Source organism: Methanoregula sp. (assembly GCF_028679125.1).
In the GTDB taxonomy this organism is placed as follows: Archaea; Halobacteriota; Methanomicrobia; order Methanomicrobiales; family Methanospirillaceae; genus Methanoregula.
On record NZ_JAJRCG010000010.1, the window covers coordinates 57,597 to 82,808 of the forward strand.

21 protein-coding genes are annotated in these 25,212 nt (G+C 58.4%); 9 read left to right on the forward strand and 12 right to left on the reverse strand.

What is annotated here, in order from left to right:
* Window positions 1-38: 38 nt before the first annotated feature.
* From tsaA to LUQ43_RS08510, 5 genes are all read left to right on the forward strand, one after another.
* Window positions 39-548 carry a tRNA (N6-threonylcarbamoyladenosine(37)-N6)-methyltransferase TrmO gene (gene tsaA, locus LUQ43_RS08490; RefSeq protein ID WP_299966272.1) on the forward strand — a complete coding sequence of 170 codons (510 nt, stop codon included), beginning with the start codon at window positions 39-41 and terminating at the stop codon, window positions 546-548.
* Between the two features lie 53 nt (window positions 549-601).
* Window positions 602-961: a hypothetical protein gene (locus LUQ43_RS08495; RefSeq protein WP_299966275.1), complete on the forward strand. Its 360-nt coding sequence runs from the start codon at window positions 602-604 to the stop codon at window positions 959-961.
* A gap of 67 nt (window positions 962-1,028) precedes the next feature.
* Complete coding sequence (locus tag LUQ43_RS08500; protein WP_299966278.1) at window positions 1,029-1,514, forward strand: DUF2124 domain-containing protein; 486 nt, start codon at window positions 1,029-1,031, stop codon at window positions 1,512-1,514.
* Between the two features lie 88 nt (window positions 1,515-1,602).
* Window positions 1,603-4,551, forward strand: coding sequence for an AIR synthase-related protein (locus LUQ43_RS08505; RefSeq protein WP_299966281.1), 2,949 nt, complete (start codon window positions 1,603-1,605; stop codon window positions 4,549-4,551).
* Between the two features lies 1 nt (window position 4,552).
* The gene (locus tag LUQ43_RS08510; RefSeq protein ID WP_299966283.1) at window positions 4,553-5,419 is read left to right on the forward strand and encodes a phosphoribosylformylglycinamidine synthase subunit PurQ; all 867 of its coding nucleotides are present in this window, start codon (window positions 4,553-4,555) and stop codon (window positions 5,417-5,419) included.
* Window positions 5,420-5,459: 40 nt separating this feature from the next.
* Here LUQ43_RS08510 and LUQ43_RS08515 read toward each other — a convergent pair whose 3' ends face one another.
* Both LUQ43_RS08515 and LUQ43_RS08520 read right to left on the reverse strand, forming a co-directional pair.
* A complete protein-coding gene (locus LUQ43_RS08515) occupies window positions 5,460-6,425 on the reverse strand; it encodes a hypothetical protein (protein ID WP_299966286.1) in 966 nt (321 codons plus the stop codon).
* A gap of 86 nt (window positions 6,426-6,511) precedes the next feature.
* The gene (locus LUQ43_RS08520; protein WP_299966288.1) at window positions 6,512-7,231 is read right to left on the reverse strand and encodes a zinc ribbon domain-containing protein; all 720 of its coding nucleotides are present in this window, start codon (window positions 7,229-7,231) and stop codon (window positions 6,512-6,514) included.
* Between the two features lie 176 nt (window positions 7,232-7,407).
* Between LUQ43_RS08520 and recQ the strand changes: the two genes are divergently transcribed.
* Window positions 7,408-9,195 (forward strand): DNA helicase RecQ, encoded by a 1,788-nt coding sequence (gene recQ / locus LUQ43_RS08525; RefSeq protein ID WP_299966290.1) that lies wholly within the window; start codon window positions 7,408-7,410, stop codon window positions 9,193-9,195.
* 183 nt (window positions 9,196-9,378) lie between these two features.
* Window positions 9,379-9,687: a hypothetical protein gene (locus LUQ43_RS08530; RefSeq protein ID WP_299966292.1), complete on the forward strand. Its 309-nt coding sequence runs from the start codon at window positions 9,379-9,381 to the stop codon at window positions 9,685-9,687.
* A 30-nt stretch (window positions 9,688-9,717) separates the two neighbouring features.
* Here the strand turns inward: LUQ43_RS08530 and LUQ43_RS08535 are convergent, their stop codons facing one another.
* Window positions 9,718-10,887: a PAS domain S-box protein gene (locus tag LUQ43_RS08535; RefSeq protein WP_299966294.1), complete on the reverse strand. Its 1,170-nt coding sequence runs from the start codon at window positions 10,885-10,887 to the stop codon at window positions 9,718-9,720.
* Window positions 10,888-11,183: 296 nt separating this feature from the next.
* Between LUQ43_RS08535 and LUQ43_RS08540 the strand changes: the two genes are divergently transcribed.
* A complete protein-coding gene (locus LUQ43_RS08540; protein ID WP_299966296.1) occupies window positions 11,184-12,677 on the forward strand; it encodes an RNB domain-containing ribonuclease in 1,494 nt (497 codons plus the stop codon).
* A 47-nt stretch (window positions 12,678-12,724) separates the two neighbouring features.
* On the opposite strand, the gene LUQ43_RS08545 is transcribed toward LUQ43_RS08540, so the two are convergent.
* The 5 genes from LUQ43_RS08545 to LUQ43_RS08565 form a co-directional block, all read right to left on the reverse strand.
* On the reverse strand, window positions 12,725-14,740 hold the full coding sequence (locus LUQ43_RS08545; protein ID WP_299966298.1) for a hypothetical protein: 2,016 nt from the start codon (window positions 14,738-14,740) through the stop codon (window positions 12,725-12,727).
* 2 nt (window positions 14,741-14,742) lie between these two features.
* Window positions 14,743-15,513 (reverse strand): PP2C family serine/threonine-protein phosphatase, encoded by a 771-nt coding sequence (locus LUQ43_RS08550; RefSeq protein WP_299966300.1) that lies wholly within the window; start codon window positions 15,511-15,513, stop codon window positions 14,743-14,745.
* Entirely contained in the window at window positions 15,510-16,184 is a 675-nt protein-coding gene (locus tag LUQ43_RS08555) for a VWA domain-containing protein (protein WP_299966302.1), read from the reverse strand. The genes LUQ43_RS08550 and LUQ43_RS08555 overlap by 4 nt, the downstream gene beginning before the upstream one ends.
* Before the next feature lie 351 nt (window positions 16,185-16,535).
* The gene (locus LUQ43_RS08560; protein ID WP_299966304.1) at window positions 16,536-17,324 is read right to left on the reverse strand and encodes a hypothetical protein; all 789 of its coding nucleotides are present in this window, start codon (window positions 17,322-17,324) and stop codon (window positions 16,536-16,538) included.
* Window positions 17,325-17,420: 96 nt separating this feature from the next.
* The gene (locus LUQ43_RS08565) at window positions 17,421-18,605 is read right to left on the reverse strand and encodes a serine hydrolase domain-containing protein (protein WP_299966306.1); all 1,185 of its coding nucleotides are present in this window, start codon (window positions 18,603-18,605) and stop codon (window positions 17,421-17,423) included.
* 224 nt (window positions 18,606-18,829) lie between these two features.
* Here LUQ43_RS08565 and LUQ43_RS08570 point away from each other — a divergent pair, with 224 nt between their 5' ends.
* Window positions 18,830-20,767: a serine hydrolase gene (locus tag LUQ43_RS08570; RefSeq protein ID WP_299966308.1), complete on the forward strand. Its 1,938-nt coding sequence runs from the start codon at window positions 18,830-18,832 to the stop codon at window positions 20,765-20,767.
* 788 nt (window positions 20,768-21,555) lie between these two features.
* On the opposite strand, the gene frhB is transcribed toward LUQ43_RS08570, so the two are convergent.
* From frhB to frhA, 4 genes are read right to left on the reverse strand one after another with little or no spacing between them, the layout of a single operon-like run.
* Window positions 21,556-22,482 (reverse strand): coenzyme F420 hydrogenase subunit beta, encoded by a 927-nt coding sequence (gene frhB / locus LUQ43_RS08575; protein ID WP_299966311.1) that lies wholly within the window; start codon window positions 22,480-22,482, stop codon window positions 21,556-21,558.
* Window positions 22,483-22,492: 10 nt separating this feature from the next.
* Window positions 22,493-23,251 carry a coenzyme F420 hydrogenase subunit gamma gene (gene frhG, locus LUQ43_RS08580; protein ID WP_299966327.1) on the reverse strand — a complete coding sequence of 253 codons (759 nt, stop codon included), beginning with the start codon at window positions 23,249-23,251 and terminating at the stop codon, window positions 22,493-22,495.
* A gap of 43 nt (window positions 23,252-23,294) precedes the next feature.
* Window positions 23,295-23,831, reverse strand: a complete 537-nt coding sequence (gene frhD / locus LUQ43_RS08585; protein ID WP_299966314.1) for a coenzyme F420-reducing hydrogenase, FrhD protein — start codon at window positions 23,829-23,831, stop codon at window positions 23,295-23,297.
* A gap of 10 nt (window positions 23,832-23,841) precedes the next feature.
* Entirely contained in the window at window positions 23,842-25,209 is a 1,368-nt protein-coding gene (gene frhA, locus LUQ43_RS08590) for a coenzyme F420 hydrogenase subunit alpha (protein ID WP_299966330.1), read from the reverse strand.
* Between the last annotated feature and the right edge of the window lie 3 nt (window positions 25,210-25,212).

A 25,212-nucleotide genomic window follows, 5' to 3' on the forward strand; every position in this document is an offset into this window, starting at 1 on the left:
GCAACACCTTTTTTTGACGAAGAGCCGGAATGTTCTGTATGCCCGGTTCCTGCGATAGTCCAGCACGCCATACCTATGCTCCGGTTGGTGTGATCCACACACCCTACCATGACATTGCCGGTATGCCCATCCAGCCGAACGGCGCACGGGGCACCCGGGGGACCGTTGAGATCCTCGCACCGTTCCGTGAAGGCCTCCGCGATCTTGACGGGTTCGAACGGGTGATCCTGATCTACGCGTTCCACCAGTGCGCCGGCCACAGCCTCACGGTCATTCCGTTTCTTGACACAACGCCCCGCGGCATCTTTGCCACCCGGTCGCCGAAACGCCCCAACGCGATCGGGCTCTCGATCGTCCGGCTCCTTGGCGTGGATGTGGCCGCCGGGATGCTGACCATTGAAGATGTTGACGTGCTGGATGGGACGCCGCTCCTCGATCTCAAGCCGTATGTCCCGGCATTCGATTCCCATCCCGGTTCACGGTGCGGGTGGCTCGGAGCGGTTGCCGGCAATGCGGAGACCGCCCGGTCGGATGACCGGTTCCGGTAACCCGCCTTACCGCAACACTCATCAGTACGCAGTTCAAAGGAATCCTCATCACCATGTACTGGTACCCGTTCACCACTAAGGAGGCCATGCTTCTCCTGTTGGTCTTTATGATGAGCGGTGTCTTCTCCTACCTCCAGCAGTATTTCGTTCCCCCCTCCCTGATCCCGTATACCTATGTGCTGTTCCTCCTGCTCCTCCTCTTGGCCTACTTTCCCGTTGTGCGGCCTGCCGATCCCCTGGCGCTGGCACGGTTCCTTTCCGTCCTTCTCGGGGTAATCTATGCCGCGATGATCCTGTTACGGGAGTTTGTCATCCGGCAGAACTATTCCCCGGGCAGCGTTGTTATCATTGCCGGTGCAATCATTGCTCCGCTCGTGGCCGGCTGGCTCTACCACCTGGCTGCGAACCGGTAACCCGTTCCAGCATCTGTTTTTTTCACAATCCTTATCCCGCAGCGCACCCGAGATCAGCTGACAGATCATGGCAACACGGGAAATAACGAAGAGCATACCCGGTATCCTCCGCCCGTTCAAGGCGTTCGTGCAGGGCCTGGGCTTAAAAGACGGGGACCAGATCGTGTATTACGGCTGCGTGGGGACCTGCACGCCGTTTGTCGAGCTCAATGCGGTTGCGGTCCGGGGCCTTCACGTGGAGCAGGTTTTTGTGCCCCTGCTCGATGAGACAAAGGCAAAAAAGATCCAGTATGTCGAGGACGTGGGGATGCAGGTCTCCGGTGGCCCCGTAACGCTCAACCCGAAACTGCTGGTGTTCATGGGCGGGCTTGCCATGCCGATGATGCCGGTGACGAAAGAGCAGGTGCGGGATCTTGCCCGGAAGCATGCCGGGGCAAAGGTGGCAGGCGTCTGTTTCATGAGCATGTTCGAGAAGGCCGGCTGGCTGGACACCGTGGACTTCGACCTGCTGATCGATGCAACGCTCGACCCGGTTGTCGTGACAACAAAGTAACTCCCAAAGAGACACCTGTTCCGGGAAACGCCTGCCTCCATGGGTAAGGACGATACCTATTTTCTCCCATGCGCCGAAATCTGTATACATGGCTTCTTTTGTCCACCGCATAGAAGTTCACTTTACCAAAGATCCCCGGCTGAAGACCCGGACGGACCGGATCCGGTCGCTCGGGATCCCGGTTGACGAACTGCACCTTGCCGATGTGTACACGATCGCGACAACCGCCCGGGACTTTACCCGGGACGAGCTGGTGCAGGTTGCCCGGCAGCTCGTCAACCCGGTTGTGCAGGAATTCACGGTGGACGAAGCAACGGAAGCGTTGTTCGATGAGGCGATCGAGGTGGGTTTCCTCCCCGGCGTGACCGATAATGTCGGTACCACGGCCCGGCAGACGATCGAGGATTTCCTCTCGATGAGGTTCGGGGACGAGGAGGCGGTGTGCTCCTCGCAGCTCTACTTTGTCCGCGGCAGGCTTGCGCCTGAGATGCTCACCCGGCTTGCGGGAACGCTTGCAAACCCGCTCGTGAACCGGATCCACATGAAGACCCGGCAGGAGTACGGAAAGACGGGTATGGACCGGATCGTGCCGCACGTGGAGCTCCACGAACTGCCGACCGCGGGACCGGTGGACCTTGATCTTGACGATGCCGAACTGGTAACGATCGGGAAGGAAGGGATCCTGGACCCGAAGACCCGCCAGCGCCGGGGTCCGCTTGCGCTCGACCTTGCCCAGCTTCATGCGATCCGGGATTATTTCCAGGATCTCGGGCGAATGCCCACCGATGTGGAACTCGAGTCGCTTGCCCAGACCTGGAGCGAGCACTGCAAGCACACGATCTTTGCCTCCGCATTGGACGACGATGTACCAAAAGGCCTCTACAAAACCTTCATCCAGGCCGCAACGAACGAGATCCGCGAGGCTGCTGGGGAGAAGGACATCTGCGTATCAGTCTTCTCGGACAACTCCGGCGCGATCATCTTCGATGACCAGTACATCGTGACGCACAAGGTGGAGACCCACAACTCCCCGTCAGCGCTCGACCCGTTCGGAGGGGCACTGACCGGCATCGTGGGAGTGAACCGGGATACGATCGGGTTCGGTCTCGGAGCAAAGCCCTGTATCAACATCTACGGATTCTGCGTTGGCGACCCCGATGCAGCGGTGCCCCTCTTCCGCGGGAAGGACGGTACAAATCCGGTCCTTCCCCCCCGGCAGATCCTTGACGGGGTCGTGCGGGGCGTTGGCGCTGGCGGGAACTGCTCGGGCATCCCGACCCCGCAGGGTTTCTGCTGGTTCGACAACCGGTACGCGGGAAAGCCGCTGGTCTTTGCCGGCACGGTTGGCATCATGCCCCGGGAGAGGGACGGGCAGAAGTTGTTCGAGAAAAAAGCAGAGCCCGGCGACCTGATCGTGATGGTCGGAGGCCGGGTTGGCAAGGACGGGATCCACGGCGCAACGTTCTCATCCGAAGCGCTTGACCCGAAGAGCCCGGTCACCGCGGTGCAGATCGGCGACCCGATTACGCAGAAGAAGTTCTCGGACGTGATCGTGAAGGAGGCCCGGGATCTCGGGCTCTACCGGAGCATCACGGATAATGGCGCCGGGGGGCTCTCCTGCTCGGTGGCGGAGATGGCAAAGGAGTGCAACGGCTGCCACGTGCAGCTCGACAATGTCCCGTTGAAGTATCACGGCATGGCCCCGTGGGAGATCTGGATCTCCGAATCGCAGGAACGGATGACGCTTGCCGTGCCGCCGGAGAACCTCAAGACCTTCATGGACCTGATGGAGCGACGCGAGGTTGAGGCGACCGTTATCGGCACATTTACCAAATCAGGGAAGTGCGTGGTGGAGTGTGCCGGTATCGTTGTCATGGACATCGAACTCGCGTTCCTCCATGACGGGCTGCCGAAGAAACACCTGACAACGACGTTTATGAAGACGACCAACCCGGAGCCGGACACGCCGTGTCCCGACCGGCTCGATGCCGCCCTGCTTGCGATGATGCAGCGGAAGAACATCTGCTCCACGGAGTTCATCACCATCCAGTACGACCATACCGTGCAGGGTGGCCACGTGCTCGGGCCGGTGCAGGGGAAAGGCAGGGTGCAGTCCGTTGCGTCCCTGACAACGATCGTGCCGGGCTCGAAGAAGGCGGTCGGGCTCTCGCAGGCGCTCTTCCCCTCGTACTCCGAGATCGACCCGTACAACATGGCCGGCGCCGGGATCGACACGGCGATACGGGGGCTGGTTGCCATGGGTATTCCACCTGATAAGATCGCCATCCTCGATAACTTCTGCTGGTGCTCATCCAATGATCCCGGGCGCCTCGGGCAGCTGAAACGTGCCGCACAGGGATGTTACGATATTGCGAAAACGTTTGGCACGCCGTTCATTTCAGGCAAGGACAGTATGTTCAATGACTTCTCCGGGTATGACGCGGAGGGAAACCCGGTGAAAGTCTCTGTCCCACCCACCCTGCTCATCTCGTCCATTGGTGTGCATCCCGATGCTGGCAAAGCAGTCTCGCTTGATGCAAAGATCCCCGGCGATCTCGTGTACGTTGTGGGTGCAACCCGGGAGGAACTGGGCGGATCGGAATATTTCGCCCAGCTCGGTAGTATCGGGAACACCGTGCCGGTGCTGGATGCAGCGGCAGCAAAGGAGCGCTACATCCGGCTTGCCGGCGCGATCGCCCACGAACTCGTGGCCTCGGCTTTCCCGGTCAGCCATGGCGGCCTTGCGGTAGCGGTCGCGAAGGTCGCGGTTGGCGGCAGGCTCGGTATGGACCTGACGGTGCCCGTCCCGGACACCCTGCGCCCGGACTACTTCCTCTTCTCGGAATCGCTCTCGCGGTTCGTGGTCACTATCGCACCGGACCACAAGCGGGCATTCGAGCAGGCGCTCGGGCCGGATGCGGTGCTGCTCGGCAGGACCGGGGGAAGCCGGCTCCGGATTACCGGCAGGACGCTCCTCCTCGATGTAGCGATCGCGGATCTTGAAAAATCCTATAAATCACCATTCAGGGGGTACTGAGATGGCAACCGTTCGCAGGAATATCCGGAGGCCGGTGGCAGCGCCAAAGGCAGCTGCGGTCCCGGATCGGATTTGCGAGAGAGCCCTGATCCTGAGCGGGTACGGGATCAACTCCGAGATGGAGACGCAGGCAGCCCTTGCCCGTGCCGGCATGGACGCCGATACCGTGCACATCAACGACCTGATCGCAGGTGACCGGTCCCTGGCAGACTACCGGCTCCTCGTCTTCCCGGGCGGGTTCTCCTATGGGGATGATACCGGGGCTGGCAATGCCTACGCGAACCGGATCCGGAATAATATCTGGGATGATTTGCAGGAGTTCATGGATGGCGACAACCTCGTGCTTGGCATCTGCAACGGCTTCCAGATCCTGGCAAACCTCGGGCTGGTCCCCGCGTTTGACCGGACCTATGCCCGGGAGATTGCCCTGATGCCTAACCGGGGCGGTCGGCTGGAGTGCCGGTTCGTCACCCTGAAGCCGGCGAACGAGAACCTCTGGACCAAAGGGATCGAGCGGATCTACTGTCCGGTCTCTCACGGGGAGGGCAACCTCTCATGCTCACCGGAGACCCTCAAAAAGATCAAACAGAAGAAGATGGTTGCGTTCACCTACTGCCGGGAGGATATGAGCCCTGCTGATGGCGAGTACCCGTACAACCCGAACGGATCGGTTGAAGACATTGCCGGCATCACCTCCGCGAACGGCCGGGTGCTCGGTATGATGCCGCACCCCGAACGGGCAATGGAATGTTCCAACCTGTATGACTGGCCGCTCCTCCGCGAGCAGGCACGACGCGAGGGTCGTGCGCTGCCGCAGGAGTCGCTGAACATGCAGATCTTCCGGAATATCGTCGGCTACTTCTCCTGATCTTCAACCCGGTTTTACCCGGTGTTCACAGGACACCGGTTTATTTTTTCGTCACTGTATACACGATAACGGCGAATACGAAGATCATGCCGAGAATCAGCAGGGTGTCGAGTCCCTTCGGGAGCGGAACATCATCCATCACGAGGATTGGTGTGGGAGATGGTGGTACCGGTGTTGTTTCTCCCCGGACGGAGAATAGTGCAGTGCCGGTACCGGTTGAATTGGTTATTGTCCAGCCAACGGAAATATTGTAGTTACCCGGTTCAAGGCCGGGTTCGTCCAGCACATAACTCCAGCGGTTCAGGCTGCTGCCGGAGAGAACGGGGATTTTTTTCGATGTAACGGGATTATTCGTGTCAGCGTTCCGGATCTCTGCCACGAGCAGGTCATCCGTCCCCATATTGGTAGTGCCGGTGATCCGGATCTGGTTTCCTGAAATCTTGTCGGGCAGGCGCGATCCGGATGCAGGGATGATCTCATTGAAGTGGACCGCGGGCTCCTCCACGAAGAAATATTCCGTCAGGAAGGTATCGTCAACGCCCTGGAGGATGGCTGATGAGGTCAGCGCGTGGGTCTCTTCTTCGACATTGCCTTTGAGATTCTTTTCGGAACCGAACCGCGCGATGATCTTCCCCCGGTTCATGAGGGTGATATTGCCGGTACTGTCATGACCGGATTCGATCTCCATCGTACCCGAGGGCCCCGGATCCTGGAACACGATGGCATACTGACCGCTGGAAAATTTCATCGTCTCGGTGGATTTGAACAGGAGGGAAAAATTCCCATGACGATCCGGGGCAACGGTCCTGACCTCAAAGTGATCCCTGCCGATGACCCAGAGGGCAACCGTGCCATTGACCGCGCCCGTACCGCTGACAGAAAAAGTATCCCCCTTGGTGATGATCTGCGGGGTGCTTGCGCTGTAATAGACAGCAGCTGCTGCCGGCAGTGCCAGGCATGCGGCACAGATGAGTATGACCATGATGGCCGCCCGTCCGGATTTCATGCAGTTCCACCCCGCTGGATACTGATCCGTGTACTGTTGGCGGTTATACGTTTTCGGGTTCGTCATGGCGTGATTGAGGGGATCATCTACTTCTTCATGAACCCGAGCACACCCTTCTTTTTTGCCTGTCGCTCTCCTGGTGAACCGGAATATTCGTCTGAACCGGAGGGGGATTTTTTGTAATCCTTCAGTTCGTCGGCGATCAACGGGAGGTGGGAGTACTTTTTGGGTGGCACGCGAACCTGCGGTGCCCGGTATTCCGGTTCTGCAGGTGCAGTCGGGGGATACGCGTACGGGTCTTCCATTGGTGCAGGAACCCCGGTGTCATATGCCTGGCTTCCGTCGCTCCAGGGATCCCAGTTCGTGGCGGGCTCTTCGGGTACCGGTAGTGGCGTACGCTTCTTTGCGATGACCGTAGTTGGAGCCGGGGCAGGCGGCTGCACGGTAGTATAAAGCGATGATCCGCACCGGTTGCAGAAGACGGCCTGGTTGTCATCAGGAATGGGAAATCCGCAGCCGGGACAGACCGCAGGTTGCTCAAACGTGGTGCCGCACCGGGTACAGAATTTCGAGTTTTCATCGATTGCCGGGTTCCCGCAGGTGGGGCAGGTGATGCTCTTTTTGATCATCGGTCCGCCGCACTTGTCGCAGAATTGCGCCTCTGGATCGGCAACCATTGCGCCGCATGTACTGCAGACCGGGAATTGCGGTTCCGGCTCATCGATGATTGCCGATCCGCACCGGTTGCAGAACTTCGACTCCCCGTCGGGAGCAGGAATACCACAGCTGCCGCATTTTCTGGCCATATTCTTCCTTAGTGCATTTATGGGGCACGGGCATAAACCCTGTGGTTCCGGTGGAGATGTCGGCCGGTCGGGATATCGGAACATTGCCCTCTCCAAAGGATTCTTCCCGCTCCCTGTCGTACCATTATCCGGTTATTTTCCTGTCAGTTCATACTGGCATTCTCCGGGAGAACGTTATGGTCAGTACGGGTGAACTTCTGTACAAATACTGGGGCTCGTCTGCCTTCCTGCCGCACCAGGAGGAGATCATCGCGTCTGTCCTCGATGGCCACGATACCCTTGCAATTATGGCAACGGGCGGTGGCAAGTCGCTCTGCTACCAGTTGCCCGCCCTGTATCTTTCCGGGCTCACACTCGTTGTCTCTCCCCTGATCTCGCTGATGAAGGATCAGGTTGACGACCTCCAGGCCCGGGGTATCCCTGCTGCGGCATTCAACAGCATGCTCGATTACCGCGAGCGGGTCCGGATCGAGGCTGGACTTATTGATGGAAGTCTGCGGCTCCTCTTTATCTCCCCGGAAAAATGCATGCAGCCGAATTTCCTTACCCTGATCTCATCGGCCCCGGTCCGGCTGATTGCAATCGATGAGGCCCACTGTATCTCGGAATGGGGCCACAATTTCCGGCCGGAGTACCGGCAGCTCTCCCAGCTCCGGAAACAGTTCCCGGGCGTCCCCGTCATTGCGCTGACCGCAACCGCTGTCCCTGAGGTCAGACGGGATATCCGGCAGCAGCTGCTGCTTGACGGCGCCCGGGAATTCATCGGCAGCTTCAACCGCACCAATCTCCGGTACCGTGTCGTCCAGAAGAAGAACCCGCTGGTCTTCCTGCTGGACTATCTCGGGCAGCACCGCGAGGACTCCGGGATCGTCTACTGCCTCTCCAAGAAGGAGACCGAGGAGGTGGCAGGGGAACTCAAAAAGAGGGGTTTTTCCGCGCTCGCGTACCATGCGGGGCTCCCGAAGCAGAAGCGTGAAGAGGTTCAGGATGCGTTCATCCGGGACCGGGTCCAGGTGGTCTGCGCCACGGTCGCGTTCGGGATGGGCATCGACAAGCCGGACGTGCGGTTCGTGATCCACTACGACCTGCCCAAGACCCTTGAAGGATATTACCAGGAGACGGGACGGGCGGGGCGCGACGGCCAGTACAGCGAGTGTATCCTGCTCTACAGCCGGGGGGACTATGCACGGGTACGCTCAATGCTCGAACACGACGATACCGGGAGCCAGCACCTGCGGATTGCCTTAAAGAAACTCCAGGACATGGCGGAGTACTGCGAGACAACCGGCTGCCGGCGGAAATTCCTGCTCTCGTACTTCGGGGAGGAGTACCAGGAGGAGAACTGTGGGTCGTGCGATACCTGCGATCATCCCCCGGACACGGTGGACTGCACGGATGCAGCCCGGATGATTGCTTCCTGCGTAAAGCAGCTGCCCCAGAGTTTCGGGATTGAACTCATCTCTGACGTGCTCCGGGGTTCGAAGAGCGCGAAGATCCAGGAGTACGGCCTTTCCACCCTTGCCACGTACGGGACCGGGAAAAAGTTCAGCAAGGCGCAGTATCGCACGTGGATAAACGAGCTGGCCCGGCAGGGTTTCCTTGCCCGTGCGGGTGACAAGTACCCGGTGATACGATGTACCCCCAGGACCGATGAGCTCATAAAAGGCCGCTGCCGGGTGATGCTTCCGGTGCCTGAACCCGGCCCGGTGAAGAGTGCAGTAAAGCCGGTGGTTTCCCTCACCCCAAAAGATGAAGATTGTTTCCGGCGCTTAAGGGCACTGCGGAAGGAGATTGCGGATACCAATGGCGTGCCGCCCTACATGATCTTTCCCGACCGGAGCCTGCAGGAGATGGCGGTTGCCCGGCCTGCGAACCTGGCCGCGTTCGGAGCGCTCTTTGGCGTGGGCGAGTTCAAGCGGGAAAAATTCGGGCCGGCATTCCTTGAGGAGATACAGCGGGAATAACCCATCGGTAATTTTCAGACGCATACGGCTATCGGCAGACGGACGTATTTCAGCATGAAATCGTTCCCCCTCGGTATCCCTGGCGTGGTACCTTACGGGGCACCCCGAATCTGCCTGATCCCCGCAGATATGCTCCTGCCGTAAAAGAAGGGCATATGAGGATCCAGCGCTAAGGGAATGATCATGAAGTATACGGCGCGGCACATTCAGCGTTTTCTCGAACAGGGTAAGATAGATGCAACCCTCTGGAAGAACGACTTCCCCCTGCTGTTGCCAACCCAGGTGCCAGCCTGCGAGGACTGCGGGGAGTTTAAGGACAAGACATGCCCCGGTGGGAAGAACCCGGTCGAATGTTTTCTCGATAAGGCTGCGGCCCCGGTTCCTGATGACGGGGAACACAAAAGGAAGAAACGCGATCCGATGCTGGGTCTCGGGGCAAAGGGCCCTGCTGCCCGGGGAACAGCGCTCCCCCGGGACCAGTCCAAGCAGTGAGCCGGTGCAGGGCCGCGGGCGTGGCCCCGGTTATTCGCGCACCGTGATGTCCCGGGCAATCCCCAGGATAGCCGGCGCACCCAGGTAGACAACGATATCAACGAAAAATTCGCAGGGTCGCTCGCGCCCGTCCTTTGTTATGAGCCGTGCGATAAACCCGGACGGGACGTTACGGCCTGCCATCCTCTCGTTTGCCTGTTTTATCAGGAGATTCCGATCGTCGGGGTGGAGAAGGTCCCAGAGCCGGATTGCCATGAGTTCGTCATACGGGTACCCGGTGATCTCCTGCGCCCGACGGTTCACAAAGAGGAGCCGGTTATCCCGGTGGATATAGATGGCATCCTGGCTGTGTTCGACCACCAGCCGGTATTTCTCCTCGCTTGCCCGGAGCGCTTCCTCTGCTGACCGTATGCCGGAGATATCGCGGAGCGATTCGATTGCACCGGCAACCCTGTTCTGGCGGTCGTAGAGCAGCCGTGCGGTTATCATGAGTATGCGGGGTCTGCCATCCGGGGGGAAAACTCTGGACTCCCCGGTCAGGATCCCACCGTTGCGGCTGAAATGGGTATAGTGCTGCGCCAGCACCTCGTCAGGTTCGGCTATCATATCGATCAGGCTAAGCCTGCGTTCGCCATGGATGGGGATTGAGTAATCGTGATTGCCTTTCCCCAGCATCGCGTCTGCGGGCACCCCTGTCATCTCCACGATGGCGCGGTTCCAGGCAATTACCTGTCCGTCCCTGTCGATAGCGAAGGTGGCATCGGGGAGGAAGTTGATGATATCAGCAAGACGTTTCTCCGACTCCACGAGACGGGATTCAGCCTGCCTTCGGGCGATCGCCTGGCGGATCTTGTGGGCAAGTTCGGCATACTGTGCTTTGACATCCCCTCCCTTCTGGAGATAGAAGTCAGCTCCGTTGTTGATCGCCTGGATCACGATCTCTTCCCGGCCACGGCCGGTGAACAGGATAAAGGGAAGGTCGCCGTGCTTTCTGCGGACGGCTTTCAGGAATGCAATCCCGTCCATCTCCGGCATCTGGAAATCTGAGACAATCGCATCGCAATCCTGTATTTCGGTGGACTGGAGTGCCTCCTCTGCGGAGGTCTGGGTGATCACTCTGAATTCCGCTGATTTTTCAAGAAAAATCCGGCCGGTGACGAGAAGATCCGGCTCGTCATCCACATAGAGAACTGTAAACATCCGCCGGCACTCCCTCCATTCAATCGCTTTTTTACAGAATTAATGTGTCGGGAAATTTGCCCGGTCCGTTGCATCCCGTCTCATCCGGGTTCCGGCAGGATGACAGCACGGTATTAGTTTCCTTATTGAGGGATGCCAAATCCGATTACGACCTCCTTGTTACATAAACCCGCCGGCAGTTTATTGGAAAAATACCGATGAATTATACCACAATTCCCGTCCAGTGCCGGAAACTTATGGCAGGGTCGAACATGTGATATAAATGAAGAACCGAACACTTGCCTAGGACATCAGCCATGAGCAGAACACCCCGGTTAAAACGAGGCCGCCCTTCCATCGACATGGTGGCCATTGCATGGGAAGCCATGAAGAATTATGGGTTCAAACCCCAGTTCGGGAATGCCGTGATGCGGGAGGTGAGTGCGATTGACGCGGATGACCGCACATGGCCACGGTATGACATCAAAGACCACCGTTCCCTGCTCTGGTCATCCATTGACAATTTCGACTCAATGGACCTTGACCAGATGGAGTACTGCGAGAAGGAAGCAAATGGCGAGATTCATGTGCAGGTCGCCATCGCGGATGTGGATATCCGGGTGCCCAAAGACTCCCGGATCGACCGGCATGCAGCCAATAACGGGGCTTCGATATATCTCGATGTTGTCACCTTCCCCATGCTTCCTTTGAAACTCTCGGCAGGGATCACCTCCCTCCTGCCCGGGAAGGACTGCCCTGCCATGGTCGTGGATTACTGGGTACCTGCCGATGGCAACATCCGCTACGGCAGCATCCGTAGGGCGCTCGTGGCGAATAAGGCCAAACTGGTGTATGAGCAGGTGGGCGCCTGGCTTGAAGGGACCGGGCCGGAACCGGAGCGTGTCAGGTCGGTGCCCGGGCTTTCGGAACAGGTCCGTCTCCAGCACGAGGCTGCTGTGCGACTGCGGCAGAACCGGACCGGACAGGGCTCTCTGGACCTTGAGACGATCGAGGCACAGGCTATCTACGAGAATGGCACCGTCAAGGAACTGCTGGTCGTGGAGATGAACGCGGCCCGCTCCCTCATCGAGGAGTTCATGGTTGCGGCGAACCGGACCATGATGGCGTTCCTCTCCGATGCGGGAATCCCCCGGATCGAGCGTATTGTCCGCACACCGAAGAACTGGGACGGGATCGTGCTCGTTGCCGCCGCTCTTGGCAAGGATCTTCCGTCACAGCCCGATGTGCAGGCACTCTCGCGGTTTCTGACTGCCCAGCGCGAGGCAGATCCCGAACGGTTCCCCGATCTCTCCCTCACGGTGGTCAAGCTGATGGGCCCCGGCGAGTACGCGATGCTCCAGCCCGGAAGCTCGCCGATCGGGCACTTCGCCCTCGCGGTCACCGATTACACCCATGGTACCGCCCCGAACCGGCGTTACGCGGATCTCGTCATCCAGCGGCTCATCAAATCCGTTCTCGACAAGAAGCCGAGCCCCTATACGGTGCAGGAACTCGAAGATATCTGCCTCTGGCTGACCAACCAGGAGAAGCAGTCCAAGAAAGCCGAGCGGTTCATGCGCAAGGCAGCGGCAGCCGTGCTGCTGGGCGATAAGATTGGCGAAACGTTTGTGGGGCTTGTCACCGGTGCATCCATAAAAGGGACGTACGTCCGGCTTTCGACCCCACCGGCCGAAGGCAGGATCACGGAAGGCGGGCAAACCCTCCGGGTCGGCCAGAAGATCCGCGTCCGTCTGCTCAGTACGGATCCCCACCGTGGCTACATTGACTTTGCCTATCTCGGAGACGTGTAAGGTCTCGTTCCCGGTGATCCCGGGATTTTTTTAAGGAAGTCCTGACACTACCGTGAGAAGAGACGTTTACTGATGGCCTGGATATCCTGTCGGATCGCCTCTTCCACTGCACTCTCGAAGATCCGGTAGTCTGCCTTTGCCTGTGCCAGCTCCTGCGCTCTCTTCTCGACCGATGGACGGAGCATGACCCGTTTCTTGCTTACATCCTGCTGGATCCGTGACAGCCGTGCGATTCCCTGCACCAGTTCCCGCTCAACGGGCCGCATCTGGGGCTGGAAACGGTGGACGAGCGCCCGGATCTCCGATCGCTCAACGCCCTTGCTGGGATCGTACAGGAACACCTTCTCAAGCCGCTCCCGCCATGCGATAAGTTCCCCGGTAATCCCCGGGTCCAGCCGGGGGATACGCCGCAGGGCTGACGGTGTCACGTCTGCTGCGGAGACGATCCCTCCCGCCTTCAGGGTGGCAAGCAGCCCGCCCCCGAGCCGGGGCAGCGTAGTCCGGTCAACCGGCTGCGTTTTTAAGAACTGGTTCATCTGACGTTCCCGCACCGATCCCTCAAGCGCCAGAAGACCGCTCCGGTACTGCCGGTCGATATCCTCATAGGCATTCCGGAGATCCTTCAGGCGGTTCAACTGGGTAAGGAACGCCTCGTCGCCCGCCTCCTCCGTCCATTTCCGGCTCCAGAGCCGCCACATGTACCCGGCCGTATCCAGTGCAGCCCACCGCTGCTTCCTCTCCTTATCCTCAATCCCCGGGAGGAAGAAGAGGGCAATGGCGATGATACCCAGGAGAAGGATCTCAAGGGGATCGGTGATCACCTCAATGATTGCGAACACCAGGCAACTGAGGGCAATAGTCACCCCGATGACCTGACGGAACTTACGGAATGCGAGCGAACGTCGTACCGCCGGCACAAGCGGGGCAGGGCGCAACCGGTACAGGTCCGGGGTGATCACCGGGATGGGCCCCGGAGGATGGATCGCCTCCACCTTCTGCCATTCCCGCCGGAGATCGATCTTTGTGATGGTGTCTGCGGAAAGGAAGATCAACACTCCCGATGTCTCCTCCAGACGGCACCACGGGCAGGACGAGAGGCCGACATAGTAATGGTGAACCGCGTCGGACTGGCAGCGCCGGAGCTTGCCCTCAAAGGGATCCAGCACATCCCACCAATCACCTGCCGTAGGGCGGCCGCCATTTTTTGTCCCGGATTCGGCAAAGGCCAGTTCGAAAAGTTCGGCAATATGGCCCGGTATGATGGCAGGGCCGACAGAATTGGGCGGGGGCGCCATGGATCTCTGGCCTGCGTTCCTGCCGTACGCGAACCGGAACTCGGCAATTGCCTTATCGAGAGGCATGTCCTCTTTCCCTGAATATACTCCGGAGAAGGGGTGGCGGCCGAGGAAGAGGAGCTGGAAGATCAGGATCGCGAGCCCGAAGTTGTCATGGTTGGCCGATCGCGCGAGCCGGAAGTTTGTGGACTTCTGAAGTTCCGGCGGTGTGAACTGTGCAACGCCCACCTCGCAGTAATACAGGCAGTCATCTGACCTGACCTGGAACGAGTCGCAGTCGATGAGGCGGACGCAGGCCTTGTCGCTGACAAGGATGTTGCCCTCGTTGACATCCCCGATCACGTACCCGTACTTGTGGATTACGTAGAATGCTGCCGCGAGGTTCTTGGCGGCCCGGACAAGGAACCGCCAGTCCGCGTGAGGGAAGGTCTCTTTCCGGTGCGTTGGCCCGTAGACCTTGTGGATCGGCTCGGCGTCGGCGATCCGCGGCATCAGGAACCCGACCACCGGGCCACCCGACCGGGTAGAGAGCACGTCCGTGGGCCACGCCGAGATGCCCTTCAGTTCATCGTTGCATCCCCGTGCCATCAGCCGGAGTTTCTCCTGCTTCTGCACATCGAGCGGCTTGTGGTACACCTTTGCAACGGTCGTATCCGGTGATGTCAGGAGTTCGAAGACGTCCCCTTCGCCACCGCTCCCGATGCGTTTGCCCAGACGTATGGAATTGCCGTGGCTGTCGAGAAAGTGGGTGAGGGGAACGGTGACCATGATCAATCCGGTGTCTGTACGGCAAGAACGAGCGTCTTATCGTCATCGCTGCGGGCAGAGACGTCGTTCCGGGTGAGGAACGCGCTGAGCTGGCTGGAGAAGTTGAGGAATCCATTGTCCGGGTGCTGCCGGAGCGCCTCAAAGAGCGGCCGGAAGAATCCGGCATGAGCCGTCTTCTGCGCAAACGAGAGAGCGAGCGTCTGGAGACCGTCAGTAAAGAGGGCGATCTCCCCGGGGGTAGATCCGTAATGGCGGATATCAAGATGATCGGAGAACCCGGAGTCCGTGACAAAGAACGTGGTATTGGCGTACTCCCCCTGTTCCGGCCAGAAGACCGTCTCGTACTCCCCGCCATCGGTACTCACTACGATTGCTCCGTCCCCGATCTGGAAGAATATCGTCTCTCCCTGGCTGGCGATTGCCCCGAGGAGCGTGCAGGCAAAGTCACGTGGCCGTTTTTTGTTCAATTCAGCCTCTGCCTCAATTGCCGCATGCGTTGCGGTAACCCAGTCCCGTATATCCTGATCGGTGATGGCTGCGAGATCCCCGTTCTTCCGCAGGGCATCGATGATGTGGTCGTTCATGCACCCGCACGCGAGCTCCGCTCCCTGGCCACCGTCCGTCGTGCTTCCGGCTCCATCAGCGACAAGCCCGATAAAATATTCATTGTCCCCGATGCGGATGCACCCGGCCCGGTGGCAGTCCTGGCCGGTCTCACCACGGTCCGTGTGCGATCTTCCCGTGACAGATGATCCCGTGATCTTCCATCTCATATCTCGCTCCAGCCAAGCGGTGGAGCAAGCTGGATGCGGTCGCCGGGATTGGACCGGGACGCGGACTTCATGGAATTGGAGAGCCACTGGAAGAACTCCCGGAACTTCAGGCCCTGGAGTTTGACGGGTTCGCGGACAGAGATCTGTTTTAAGATCTTCATGTCCGCCTTGTTGACGCCGATCGTGAAGAATGCAAATGCCTTTGACTGCTCGCCTTCGCGGACAAGCGCTGCAGCGCTCTGCCACTCGTCGGTCGGGGCACCATCGGTGATCAGGAAGATCCATGGCCGGTAGAACGAGATGCCGTTTGCCCGGTACTGTTCCTTCCTGGCCCGGATCAGTTCGATTCCTTTCCGGATCGCCTCGCCCATCGGGGTATCCCCTTCGGCTTCGAGCAGGGGGTCGAAGAAACATTCCGCGGTGTTGAAGTCGCTGATGATCCGAACCGGGCCAAACGAGAGGAGTGCGACCTCGACCCGCTTTATCGCGAGGGAGTCGCCCTGCAGTTCATTGTAGAATGACTTGATACCGGCATTCAGCTCGGCGATTGCTTCGCCGGCCATCGATCCTGATGTGTCGAGCAGCAAGAGGCAGGGGCACCGGGGCTCCGGGTTCTCTGCAAAGGTCACTGCCCCCAGCGGCTGCTGGTCGAGGTACATATCGTCGCTCATATTGTCTCACCATAAAATACCGGGTGTATTGGTATCTGTTGCGTAACTATCACTTGGCGTTCATAGGGCTTTTATCTTTTTTCCGGCTACCCCTCATAAACTGCGGGCAGGTTCATATCTATGCGGGGACACGACAATTCCTGAAATTATCCGGAGCCCTGGTATCTCATGCTGATGTCCATCCCCTTGCGATAACCGGATGAGGAATAATCGGTCTCCGTTTGACTCTCAATCGCACGTGTCGCAATGTCCTGGAGAGCTCGCTTGAATTCCTGGCAGGTCTGGTGGAGTCGGAGATCGGTATTTACCGGATCCTTCCGTAATGGAAGGTTTAATGCCCGGCCTGGCTGCTTACAGGAGTATGGACCGCACCGAATTGAGATCGTCCCCGGCACTGAACTTCCTGCTGTACATCATATTGATCGCAGCCCAGTCCATATCGGTGAGGTTTGTGGTCACGGGAGCATAATAGAAGAAACTGTCCGGGTTGCCCGCGGTTCCCTGGAAACCCAGGTCAAAGAGGAGTCCCCGCAGGAGCCAGTATTCCCGCCGATCACCGGTGATTTCCGAATCGAGATAGACCGTGTTCTTTGGTGACCAGGTGAGATTGTTGGTCTGGTCAACAAAGTTGATCCTGCCATCGGGACTGCGTGAGATAAGGTTTGTACTGCTCTCGTCAACTGCCCGGAAATAGGAAGGCGGGACGTACCGGATGGTCAGTTCCTGGTCCTCGCTCTCGTACACCGGGGTTATCTTTGCTGTTGCAGAGACGTTGTTGAATTGCATGATGAAATTGTTCAGGGTATCAATGTCCTCTCCTGTATAATCCCCGGCAATGCCCACTTTGATGACCGGTTTTTCCCACCGTTTGAGGACCGTGCCGGAATTACCGAATACAATATCCTCGAAGTGCTGGCTGAGCTGGCTCTTGCTGAAAACCGGTCCGGTTGTAGGGATCGGGGATGGGATGGGCGATGCTGTCAGGGTCGCTGTAACCCCGGGGGTTGCATTCACCGGTGACAGATTGGGGTTTGTCGGGCCCGATGAAGGCATAGTGATGTTGAATGATACACAACCGGCGGTAACCATGCACAGGGCAACAACCCCGATCAGAACAGCCTGAGCCAGTCGGTGATCCATTTCAAAACACCCGTATCATACCGTTTCTTACGATGTTATTTCAGTCTTATGAAATGTCGATGCTGCGGACAGTGACCGGTCCATCCCCCTGACCGGTCACTGTCCGATATACTGGACGAGTGGATAAAAGATCTCGCTTGCCACGGCGGAACCATTCACCTGCGTGTTCACGTGCACGGTGATGAAGGCATCCGTTTCAGGAATGTAATACCAGTAGGTGAACGCGCCGGGGTAACTGCCACTGTGCCCGGCAAGGGTGATATTCGTATCCGCGTCGTGCCGGACCCCGTACCCGAGGCCGTAGCCTGAGGTGATATTTCCCTCAGTCTGAGCGGCCTGCGGCGAGGATCGTTCCATATCAGCAAGCGACGCCGTGCTGATCAACTTCCCCTCCCGGAGCGCACGGTGGAACCGGTTGAGGTCGGAAGTTGTACTCACGATGTCCCCGGCACCCCGGTCGAAGACGACATAGATACCGGTGAAATCTTCTGTCGTGCCGTTGATCTGTTCCGCTGCCGTCATGTGGGGACCTTCGATGGCATTCGTACGGTGGAACGTCGTGTTGTGCAGGCCCGCGGGAAGGAAGATGGTATGGTTTACGTACTCCTCATAGGGCATTCCCGCGGCTTTGTCCACGATCTTTGTCAGGAGGAGGTAGTTGACGTTCGAGTACTCATACCCGGTTCCCGGTGCAAAGAGCGGGCTTGCATTGATCCCCTGCCCGATCCCTGTCTCGTAGGGGACCGCCGTGGCCGGGTCAGCAAGTTCCTGCCAGAGGATAGTTTCTTCGTCATAGTCCGCAATGCCGCTCGTGTGCCGGAGGAGCTGCCGGATGGTGATGGTGCTGCCCTGCGGGATCTTCTGCACGAGCGCGGGGTCGAGCCAGCGGTTTATGGGGTCGTCAAGGGAGAGTTTCCCCTCCTCTGCAAGCTTCTGCACAGCGATGCTCGTGAACGTCTTGGATACGCTGGCGATGAAGAACTTCATGCCGGGTCGCGCCGGCTCTCCGGTGATCATCGATGCATTCCCTGCCGCGGACTCCCAGGTCCAGGACGGGGTTGCAATCCCGACCTGGAGGCCGGGGATACCCGTGTTCCTGACACCGGTATCAATGATGTGCTGGAGATCGGCGCTGACCTGTGCCGGGGGAGCACCCGCCCCTTCAGACGGGTGTGGCGTGGCGTGTATGGCTGCCGGTGCCGGCTGCGTGCACCCGGCGATAACCAGGAAGGCTGCAATGAGGACCAGGAGGGGGATGAAGCGAAGGGGCGTTTCCTGCAAACGTATGCACCTGAAAGAAAATTTCGGTACCGGAATGTTAAATATTCTGGTTTGGCGCGGGATCCGGATAAGCCACGTCGTTCCCTTTCACCAGCGCGACCTGCTCCACGGTCTCCGATAGTAAATCATCCTGCGTTTTTTCTTCCCTTACGAACGGCCGCAGGAGAAGGCGATTGAAACAAAACGGGAATCTTATCAGGAAAAGAAGGAAATGATACTTCTGTATGAAGTGGATCCCCTTCCTCTGCGGCCTTCTTATCATCATCCTGACGGTATCAGCGCTCCCTGTTCCTGTGGATGCTGCCACGACCGGCCCGTCCGATCCGGCGGAAGTGGAGGCCTTCTTCGACCAAGTCATGCCGGCCAACCTAGCACAGTACAATGTCCCCGGGGCAACCGTGGCGGTTGTCAGAGACGGGAGGGTTGTCCTGGTGAAGGGGTACGGCTACAGCGATCTCGGGAACCGCACGGCGGTTAACGGTACCACGACAAAGTTCCGGGTCGGTTCCATTACCAAACTCTTCACCTGGACCGCGGTGATGCAGCTTGCCGACGAAGGGAAGATCGACCTTGACGCCGACGTCAACACGTACCTGAAGGATTTCAAAATTCCTGATACCTATCCCGGGCAGCCAGTTACCCTGCGCCACCTTCTGACCCATACGGCAGGGTTTGAAGAGCAGACCCGGCACCTTGCGGCAGTGGACGATCCGGATATCGTCTCTTTCCACGACTATTGTGCGAACAATATCCCGGCGCGGATCTATCCTCCCGGGGCGGTGACCTCCTATTCCAATTACGGGGCAACGCTTGCGGGAGTCATTGTCGAGAACGTGTCGGGAATGCCGTACGACCAGTATATCGGGTCGCGCATTCTCTCACCGCTTGCCATGAACGATACCGTCCTTTGTGCGGATCTTGCGAAGGATACCCCGTCGCAGCATACAAACGCGTACACGAATGATGGCGGCGCGAATGTCCGTTCCGACGACTTAATTATCATCACCGGCCCGGCCGGGGGACTCAGTTCCACGGCTCCTGATATGGCGAAGTTCATGCTCGCCCACCTGGAGAATGGCACGTACAGGAACATAACGATCCTTTCCGGGAAGACCGCATCCCAGATGCATGCACAGGCGTTCACGAACGATCCGCGAGCCGCCGGGATGTGCCTCGGGTTCTACGAGGAGTTTGTCAACAACAAGCGGCTGGTCGTCCATGACGGCGACACCAGTCTCTTCCACGCGGCGCTGGTCCTCCTTCCGGACCAGCAGGCCGGGTACTTTGTCTCCTACAACAGTGTCGGGGGAAGCCATGCCCGGGCCGCGCTGATGACCGCTTTTATGGACCACTATTACCCGGCTGAATCTGCGAAGACGTTCCAGAACATTTCGGCAGGTACACCCGGCCTGCAGAAGTACGCGGGGAGCTATATCACCACCCGGCGGAACATGGATCGGTTCGAGAAATATCTTACTACTGAGCTGCCGATCGATGTATCGGCACCATCTGACGCCACCCTTCAGGTTACATCCGACAGCATTGCAAAGGTGTTCGTCCAGGCCAGCCCGGACATATTCACCCCTGCTGACGGGTCCCCGATGGCTTCGGGAAATCTCATCTTTCACATCGCCCCTGATGGGACTGCGGACCGGTTCAGTTACGCCAACGATCCCACCGTCCTTTACGAGCGCGTGCCCTGGTATGCAACCCCGCAGTTCCAGGACTCCCTTAAGACGGCAGCCGGCTGCCTGCTGGCAACGGTTCTTCTCTGGCCGCTCCTCTTCCTCTTCCGCCGCGCCTATGCGATTCCGGAGCCGCAGGGGCCCCTGTCTGCCGGGGTTTCACGCGGGATTGCCGGGATGGGAGCTATCGTCCTGCTGGCGTTTGTCTTCTTCCTGTTGCCGCAGGTTGCCGGCGACCCGGCGCTGATCATGACCTACCTCTTCGGTCAGTCGATACCAGCAACCCTCGCGCTTGTACTGACCCTGCCTGTCATTGCCGCTATCCTGACCGTGGGGGCAACGATCCTTGCCATCCCTGTATGGAAGGAGAAGTACTGGACGCTCCCTCACCGGGTGCACTACACGGTCGTCGTAGTTGCGCTCATCGCGATGCTCTGGTGGGTGAACGTATGGAACCTCTGGGTCTGGTGCCTGTGACCTCCTGAATACCATTTATACCAGCACTGACGGTGGATCTCCCGAAACAAAAATGCAGATGATTATGGATCTTATGTAAAACCGTGTTGACGGGAACGTTCACCGATTCGTCTGTTTTTCATGTCAGTCTGTGCTGGCCTGACAGATTGAGGAATAATCGATTCCATACCCTTTCCCGGTATACCCCATCCCCCTTTTGCATTTCAAATCAATCATACCCCCCCTGCATGGGGGTGGGGGGGTATCAGCGAGACCCCTCCCCCCGTTTGGCCGGATCAGACCCCCCCTGATCGGATTTGAGTAGGTAACACTATCACTCCCTCCGCCGTGATCCTGCCACGGGCTTCGCTTAAAAAAACGCGTGCAATAATGCGTACATCCCAATTTTGAGGAGGGGGGTATCCATGAGACCCCCCACCCCTTTGCGTTTCAAATCGATCATACCCCCCCTCCCCATGCCAGGGGGGGTATGGTTGACACCCCCCGTTGCGACCCAAAATTTTTCTGGATGGGGGGTTGCCGGATGCTCTGCGGATCATGAAGTTACGTCGGGAAATGACGGTGAACTGGTGGATGAGGCTGCACCTGATGGTGCTGGGGGGGTATCCGGCAGATCCCCCCACTACCTTTGAAAAAAGAGAACTCTTCTCTGGGTCCGGGTCGATCGTTCCGGAACAGAGACCCGGAGGTGTTTTGCGTCAGCTGCATCTTTTTGCAATTCAACCCTGTGAAGAACTACGTTCTTCCTATGACCCGGGTCCGGTAACGGTTAACAAAAAAGAAAAAAATTAGATGTAGGGGTTCCTGAGTGCCTTGCCGACACCGAAGGTCTTGCGGGCCTCAAGAGTTGCCCTGTTCTTCGTGATCTTCTCGTTTGCGAGCTTGGACACGAGTTCAAGGCCGGGCTTGACCTTCTCCATAGGCTGGGTCTCAAAGACGCCTGCTGCCATTGCCTTGGCCCAGACCGAGTCACCGATCTTTGACCTGACAAAGACGGTGCTCCAGCCGTCGGGGCTGCCGACGGATCCGGTGGAGATGTCACCGAGGTTTGAGACATAGTCAAGGCAGACGTGGCAGCCGGGCTGCTCGTACTTGTGGGTTGCCTTGAGCGGAAGCTGGACGACCTGTCCGCGCTTGCCGTATACCCAGAACTTACCCTTGCCGATCTCCATCTTCTTGACGGATTCGAGCTTCATTGCCGCGTGGTCTTCCACGAGCTGGAGGATACCCTGGTAGGGGAAGTTCTCCATGCAGAAGATACCGACTGCGAGTGCAATGCTTGCGCCGACGTCCCTCATACCGATGGGGTAGAGCTGAGCCTTGCGGACTGCCTGCATCTGGCACGGGGTGCCAACGATACCAATCTTGTCCAGGCCGAAGCTCCGGGTTGCTTCCTTGAGGAGTGCAACGTTCGGGCAGATGTTGTACTTGGTGCCTGCTGCTGCAAGCAGTTCAGCCTTGGTGCTGACGATCGCGGGGATCGGTCTCCAGGGCTCGATCATATCGAAGTTGGTGCTGTCGATGATGACCTTGGATGGATTCTTTGCCGCAAACTCCTTGCTTGCTGCAACGATTGCGCCGTCAATAATGCCTTCGTCAAGTGCGAATGCAAAGAGCTGGCTGACAATACCGCCATCCTGTGCGTACTTGAGAAGCTCCTTGTCGGTGCTCCTGGCTGAGACGACTGATTTGTATTTACCGAGTTCTGCTCCCATTTCAATCACCTTACTGGAGTGCCGCCATTATGGCCTCGTTGATCGCCTCATAGTTCTCGACAACATCAAAGCTGAACCAGCTCCGCGGACACTGTGCAACACAGGCTCCGCACTTGATGCACAGATCGCGCTCAAGCTGGGGCTTGCCGTACTCCATAGTGATGGCGTTGACCGGGCAGGATGCTGCACAGGTACCGCATCCCATACAGAGACCCTGGTTGATGACGGTGGTCATGATGTCGCAGGAGCATGCCTCGCATCCCTGTGCCATTGTCATGAGCGGCTTGAGGAATGCAGTTGCGAGGTCCTTTTGTTCCTTGGTTCCCTTGAGGAGCAGGTATGCCATGACCGCGACGTTCCTGATCATCTGGGGGGTTGGTGCGCATCCGGGGATGTATACGTCCACCTTGATCAGGTCGCCGATGGGCAGGAATGCCTCGTGTCCGGGCTGGTTCTGCTGGCCACCGCGGGAGAACCGGGTGATGTTGCCATAGCATGCGCAGCCGCCGAGGGCGACTACGATGGTTGACTTCTCACGGGTTTCCTTGAGTTCCTCTACTGCGAGTTTGTCGTTAATACAGACTGAACCCTCAACGAACGATACATCTACCTTCTGGACGTGCCTTGCGTCTGCAAGTGTTGGCATGTACTTAAGGTCGACGTACTTGTCGAGGAGCGTTAATAATCCGGCATAGTTGTCTGCTAATGCCACAGTACAACCAGTGCACCCACTGAGGTGGGTGTAGCCTAATGAAATCTTGTCTGCCACAGGCTTAACCTCCTTTTTAGTTTCTGCTGCTTTTGGTGCTACGCTAGCGGCTTTTACCGGAGCTGCAGGTTTCTGCGGTTCCGCGCTGGCGTCCTTCTTGAAGATTGATAGTAGTCCCATAATCCACTCCTATAGTTTCCAGTATCACCCGAATCGTCTTCGGAATTGCTTTCTGCACTTCGTCAGAAAGGCCGATCTCGAATTCAGGAGCGGTAACCCGTGCCGGCTGGCACCCGATGACCGTAATGTCAACCCGGTCTTTGATACGCTGGAGCGGCTCGGTGAGATCCCACGAATGGGCATCACGATACGCACCCGGCGGCAGGTCCTCGACACGGAGTTTGGTAACGGACCCCGGCTCTGCCCCATAATCGGCAATATCGACGATGACGAGTTTCTTCGTCACTTCCGGGTCGAGCAGGGTAAAAATAAAGTGGGGGCCGCCAAGGCCCGCATCTACTATCATTACATTGTCGGGAAGTGAGAGTTTTTCCATCTCTTCGATTACTGCCGGGCCAAAGCCGTCATCGGCGAACAGGGGGTTTCCACACCCTGCTATCACGATCTCCGGATACAGCATCAGGTTACACTCACTGGATGAGCTTCTGAGCCACTACCTTGTTGTCCTCGTCCACTACGATCATGTGGGTTGCACATGATACACAGGGGTCGTACCCGCGCATGATAACTTCGGCAAGCTGCCAGGGTGCGCCCTTGAGGGCGGCGCTGCAGGTTGCGAAGTTCCAGGTGGTCGGGACAAGCATGCTGAAGTACTGGACCTTCCAGTCCTTGACGCGTGCCATGTGGACATCGGTTCCACGGGGGGCTTCGTTGGATGCCCAGCCGAGGGAGCCGTCGCCGTCGGGGATGTAGTCTGCTACAACCTTGCCGGCGGTGTTGAGCTCGTCAAGGCAGTCGATCATCTCGTAGAAGCAGTCCTGGTATTCCATCTCACGGGCAATGTTCTGGGCAACGGTACCCTTCTCGTCAAAGTTCTTGTACTTGACAAGGCGGGCGCGGGGGCCGACTTCAACGGGCTGGCCGTCGTACATCGGGATACCGGTGCAGGCTTCCATCTGGGGGTTGACCTTGGTGCCAACCTTGGTGGTGCCGCCAATCGGGTAGCGGGGCTCTTCGAGGTCCACGGTCATCTCGCCCATGTACCAGTCCCACGGCCTGACTTCCTTGAACCTGCGGATGTCCCAGCTGGGGCATTCGTCAAGGCTTGAGGAGCCGTAGAACGCGTGGGTTGCAAGGTAGCCCTGGTCATGGTAACCGAGGGTCTTGGGGAGCGGAACCTTCATGCCGCCGACATCGACGTGCTCGCGTGCCTGGTAGTTGCGCAGGACTGCGATCATGAAGTCAGACTGGGCGTGAGCAAGGACAAGTCCTTCCTTCGCGAGGTCGTACATCTTGGTCTTTGCCAGTTCCGACACGTTCCGGTACATACCACCAATGCGGGTGTTCCGCGGGTGGATGCAGTCGCCGCCGGCGATCTGGCCGATGGTCTGGCCGATCTCACGGATGCGCTGGATGCGCTTTGCAACGCTGCGCACCGGCTCTTCTGCCGTGAACGGGTTGATCTTCACTTCAGTGCCCGGAAGGTAAAGGTCGGGCAGGATCAGGATATCGTGCAGTGCAATGCTGTGCGCACGGTTTGCGAGCTGAAGGATGTGACGGAGCATCAGTGCGTCCCGGGGGATCTCACACTTGATGGATGCTTCCATTGCTTCGGTAGCCGCGAGGTTGTGGGCAATCGGACAGATACCACAGACACGGGATGCAATCTTGGGGACCTGCTCGGGGGTCTTACCCACGGCAAGCTTCTCAACTCCACGGACCGGGGTAATGGAACACCAGTTACCGGTCTCGATGATGCCCTGGTCGTTGACCTTGAGCGTCAGCTTGGAGTGTCCCTCATGTCTTGTGGTTGGGGAAATCTCTACAACTTTCGACAATAT